This window comes from Moorena sp. SIO4A1, from assembly GCF_010672065.1.
Taxonomy (GTDB): domain Bacteria; phylum Cyanobacteriota; class Cyanobacteriia; order Cyanobacteriales; family Coleofasciculaceae; genus Moorena.
In genome coordinates, this window is record NZ_JAAHHX010000971.1 from 1 (window position 1) to 1,125 (window position 1,125).

The window sequence follows — 1,125 nt, forward strand, 5'->3', positions numbered from 1 at the left end:
TTTGAATATCGTGGACGAGTATTTGAGTCTCGTGGACCAGTCTCAGAGACTCGTGGACGAGTATTTGAATATCGTGGACGAGTATTTGAGTCTCGTGGACCAGTCTCAGAGACTCGTGGACGAGTATCTGGACTTCGACCGTGAGTATTTGAATACCGTGGTTGAGCCTCATTGCCTCGTGAACGAACCTCAGAGCCTCGACCGTGAGTATTTGAATACCGTTCACGAACCTCTGAGCCTCAACGTTGATGATTTGAATACCGTTCACGAACCTCTGAGCCTCTCCGTCGATGATTTGAATACCGTGGTTGAGCCTCATTGCCTCAACAGTGAGGATTTGAATACCGTTGTTGAACCTCTGAACCTCAACATTGAACCTCTGAACCTCAACATTGAACCTGTGAAGCTATTGCTAGCATGCCTATTGCCTGTGAACCTATTCCCTGTTCCCTGTTCCCTATTCCCTCTTCCTGACATACTGTTAACTTCTCTTTAGCTCCAGGATTCCTAACAAAATAATCTTCCAGCAAGTCACAACCCCTAGCTAGCAGCTCACCTAAACTTTCAACCTTCCAAATTCTGGCAGTGCCGTCGTATGAAGCAGTGGCCAGCCTCTGTCCATCCGGGCTGAAGGCTATACTATCTACCCTGTGCTGATGCCCAGTGAATACGGCTAATGGATTGCCCTTGTTGTCCCAAATTCTGGCAGTGTTGTCATCTGAAGCTGTGGCCAATCTCTGTCCAGAAGGGCTGAAGGCTACACTATCTACCCTGTCCTGATGCCCGCTGAGCACGGCGATTTCATTGCCCTGGTTGTCCCAAATTCTGGCGGTGTTGTCCCATGAAGCAGTGGCCAGCCTCTGTCCATCCGGGCTGAAGGCTACACTATTTACCAAGTTCTGATGCCCGGTGAGCACGGCGATTTCATTGCCCTGGTTGTCCCAAATTCTGGCAGTGCCGTCGTATGAAGCAGTGGCCAGCCTCTGTCCATCCGGGCTGAAGGCTACACTTGATACCTCCTGCTGATGCCCTCTGAGCAAGGCTACTTGATTGCCCTGGTTGTCCCAAATTCTGGCGGTGTTGTCTAATGAAGCCGTGGCCAGCCTCTGTCCATCCGGGCTGAAG

General features: G+C 50.7%; 1 protein-coding gene. It reads right to left on the reverse strand.

Features of this window, described 5'->3' with window-relative positions:
• Nucleotides 1-386: 386 nt before the first annotated feature.
• Nucleotides 387-1,125: WD40 repeat domain-containing protein (locus tag F6K53_RS44540; protein ID WP_293087406.1), on the reverse strand; the 739-nt coding region annotated here is incomplete at its 5' end.